Origin of the sequence: Xenophilus sp. (assembly GCF_044462705.1) — a bacterium.
Classification (GTDB): Bacteria; Pseudomonadota; Gammaproteobacteria; order Burkholderiales; family Burkholderiaceae_C; genus Xenophilus; species Xenophilus azovorans.
Map to the genome: position 1 here is coordinate 1,793 of NZ_JBIQNC010000286.1, position 3,142 is coordinate 4,934.

5 protein-coding genes are annotated in these 3,142 nt (G+C 69.9%); 4 read left to right on the plus strand and 1 reads right to left on the minus strand.

The window, feature by feature from the left end; genetic code table 11:
- Nucleotides 1-983, minus strand: a 983-nt coding sequence (locus ACIY1X_RS24775) for a DNA topoisomerase (RefSeq protein WP_399685891.1), incomplete at its 3' end; no start/stop codon positions are given.
- 103 nt (nt 984-1,086) lie between these two features.
- Between ACIY1X_RS24775 and ACIY1X_RS24780 the strand changes: the two genes are divergently transcribed.
- The 4 genes from ACIY1X_RS24780 to ACIY1X_RS24795 all read left to right on the plus strand — a co-directional run.
- Nucleotides 1,087-1,677 (plus strand): SET domain-containing protein, encoded by a 591-nt coding sequence (locus ACIY1X_RS24780; RefSeq protein ID WP_399685893.1) that lies wholly within the window; start codon nt 1,087-1,089, stop codon nt 1,675-1,677.
- The gene (locus tag ACIY1X_RS24785; RefSeq protein WP_399685896.1) at nt 1,674-2,489 is read left to right on the plus strand and encodes a biotin--[acetyl-CoA-carboxylase] ligase; all 816 of its coding nucleotides are present in this window, start codon (nt 1,674-1,676) and stop codon (nt 2,487-2,489) included. The genes ACIY1X_RS24780 and ACIY1X_RS24785 overlap by 4 nt, the downstream gene beginning before the upstream one ends.
- A gap of 32 nt (nt 2,490-2,521) precedes the next feature.
- Nucleotides 2,522-2,704, plus strand: a complete 183-nt coding sequence (locus tag ACIY1X_RS24790; protein ID WP_399685899.1) for a YhfG family protein — start codon at nt 2,522-2,524, stop codon at nt 2,702-2,704.
- A partial coding sequence (locus ACIY1X_RS24795) for a Fic/DOC family protein (RefSeq protein ID WP_399685901.1) occupies nt 2,701-3,142 on the plus strand: 442 nt, incomplete at its 3' end. The genes ACIY1X_RS24790 and ACIY1X_RS24795, both read left to right, overlap by 4 nt.

Consider the following 3,142-nt stretch of genomic DNA (forward strand, 5'->3'; position numbering starts at 1 on the left):
AGCGTGGTCTTGGCCGAGAAGCCGAAGCGGCTGTTGGCCTCGCGCTGCAGCGAGGTCAGGTCGAACAGCAGCGGCGAGGCCTGCGTGGTGGGCTTGCTCTCTTCCGTGACGGTGGCCGGCCGGCCGCGCGCCGCGTCGGCGACGGCGCGCGCCTCGGCCTCGCTCCACACGCGGTCGGCGCGCCATTCGGGGTCCGGGTCGCCGCTGGGCAGGAGGGGTGCATTGGCCTTCTTCCAGTTCGGGTCGAACCACTTGCCGGGGTAGCTGCCGGCTTCGGCGAGAAAGCTGCCGTGGATTTCCCAGTAGTCGCGGCTGACGAACTTGCGGATCTGCTCCTCGCGCTCCACCACGATCGACAGCGTGGGCGTCTGCACCCGCCCCACGGTGGTGAGGAAGAAGCCGCCGTCGCGCGAGTTGAAGGCCGTCATCGCCCGCGTGCCGTTGATGCCCACCAGCCAGTCGGCCTCCGAGCGCGAGCGCGCCGCATCGGCCAGGCCCTGCATCTGCTGCTCGCTGCGCAGCTGCGCGAAGCCGTCGCGGATGGCCTGCGGCGTCATCGACTGCAGCCACAGGCGCTTGACCGGCTTGCCCAGCGGCTTGCCGCCGCCGGCGTACTGCTCGATCAGGCGGAAGATCAGCTCGCCCTCGCGCCCGGCGTCGCAGGCGTTCACCAGCTCGATCACGTCCTTGCGCTTGGCCTGCCTCACCACCGCGTTCAGGCGGGTCTTGGTCTTGTCCACCGGCTTCAGGTCGAAGTGCGGCGGGATCACCGGCAGGTGGGTGAAGCTCCACTTGCCGCGCTTGACGTCGTACTGCTCCGGCGCCTGGATCTCCACCAGGTGGCCCACGGCGCTGGTCACCACGTACCGCTCGTTCTCGAAATGCTCGTCGTGCTTGTCGAACTTGCCGCTCACCGGCGTGAGCGCACGCACGATGTCCTGCGCCACCGACGGCTTCTCAGCAATCACCAAAGTCTTCGTCATCAGGGGTCTCTCTATACTCGCGCCTCTCGCGCGCATGCACGCGCACACACATACGCACGTGCGTGCGCGCAGGTGCCTGTATTCAAGCTATCAGAACTCGGCGATGCCCAGCAAATCCCCCACCTCGCCGTCGGCTTCGCCCGCCCGGCGCATCCAGACGCGGCGCTCGGCCGTGCACGGCAACGGCGTGTTCGCCGTGCAGCCCATCGCCGAGGGCGAGCGCGTCATCGAATACAAGGGCGAGGTGATTTCCTGGGAGGAAGCGCTGCGCCGCCATCCGCACGACCCGGCGCAGCCCAACCACACCTTCTACTTCCACGTCGACGACGAGCGCGTGATCGACGGCGGCGTCAAGGGCAACGCCGCGCGCTGGATCAACCACTCCTGCGATCCGAACTGCATCGCCGACGAGGACGGCGGGCGCGTGTTCATCAAGGCGCTGCGCAACATCGAGGCCGGCGAGGAACTGAGCTACGACTACGGCCTGATCATCGACGAGCCCTACACGCCCAAGCTGCTGGCCGAGTTCCCCTGCTGGTGCGGCGCCGCCGCCTGCCGCGGCACGCTGCTCGCGCCGAAGGACGACGAGGACGGCGCGAAGAAGAAAAAGAAGAAGGCCAAGGACAAGAAGAAGGCCGGCGACAAGAAGAAGAAAAAGGCCAAGAAAAAGGACGGAAAGAAGGCGACCGGGTGAGCACGGCGGCCCTGTCCTCGCTGTCTGCGCAACTGGCGGCGCTGCTGCCCGGCCTGGCCGTGGAGCAGGTGGACGAGATCGCCTCCACCAACACCGAACTCATGGGCCGCGCGCGCGCCGGCGACACCTCGCCGGTGCTGCTGGTCGCCGCGCGCCAGACGGCCGGCCGCGGCCGCGTCGGGCGCGGCTGGGACAGCGCCCCCGGCGATTCGCTCACCTTCTCGCTGGCCCTGCCGCTGGCGCCGGCCGACTGGTCCGGCCTGTCGCTGGCCGTGGGCGTGAGCGTGGCCGAGTCGCTGGACGCCGACGGCGCCGCCCGCGTGCAGCTGAAGTGGCCCAACGACCTGTGGCGCCAGGACCGCAAGCTCGGCGGCATCCTCATCGAGACGGCCGGCGCGCCGGGGGGTGCCCTCGCCGGACCGGGTGCCGCGCGGCAGGTCGTCATCGGCATCGGTCTGAACCTGGCCGAGCGGCCGGCCGAGGGCCTGCGCACCGCGCCGGCCGCCGTGCGCGAGTGGTGGCCGGACGCCGGGCCGGACGCGGTGCTGGCACGCATTGCACCCGCGCTGGTGGCCGAGGTGCTGCGCTTCGAGCGCGAGGGCTTCGCGCCGGTGGCGCCCCGCTTCGCGGCCCGCGACGCGCTGCGCGGGCGCGAGGTGGTGCTCAGCGACGGCACCGCCGGCCTGTGCGAAGGCGTGGGCGCGGGCGGCGAGCTGCTCGTGCGCACGGCCGCCGGCGTGCAGGCCGTGACCAGCGCCGAGGTGAGCGCCCGCCCACGCGGCATGCCGCCGGCAGACGGCCGGACTTCCTAAAATGGACGATCCCCGTCATCGGACGCCGAATGATGAAAACCCCTCTCGACCTGCAATCCAAGAAGGCGCATTTCGCCCGGATGCGGCGGTCCAACTATGCGGCCAGTCTGCGTCTGGAGGGCTTTGACACAACGCCTGCCGACGGCCAGCGCCCGCTACCCACGCGCGAGGCGGTGCTGCAGCGGTTGAGCGCTCAGCGGCACGCCAAGGGTTGACCCTGGACAAGTACGGCGCCGGCCCCGATCCCTACTGCGACCCGCAGTCCGGCGTGCTGCGCAACCGCCTGGGCCTGCAGGACGAAGCCGCGCTGGCGGCGGCCGAGCGGGCGTTGTCTTCGATTGCTGCAAGCAGGATCGAGTTTGCGCCGCCACCCTACGATCTGGGCGCGCTGCAGGCCCTGCATCGCCAGCTTTTCGAGGACGTCTACGACTGGGCGGGGGAATTGCGGACCGTGGACATCTCCAAGTCGAGAACACGGTTCTGCCATGTCTCCCGCATCGAGGCGGAGGCCGTCAAGATATTCGATGCATTGGCCGGCAAGAACTGGCTGGAAGGTCTGGCGCGGCCGGCGCTGGTTCGGGAGTGCGCGATCTTCTACGGCGATCTGAACATGGTCCATCCTTTCCGGGAAGGCAACGGGCGCGCCCTGCGCC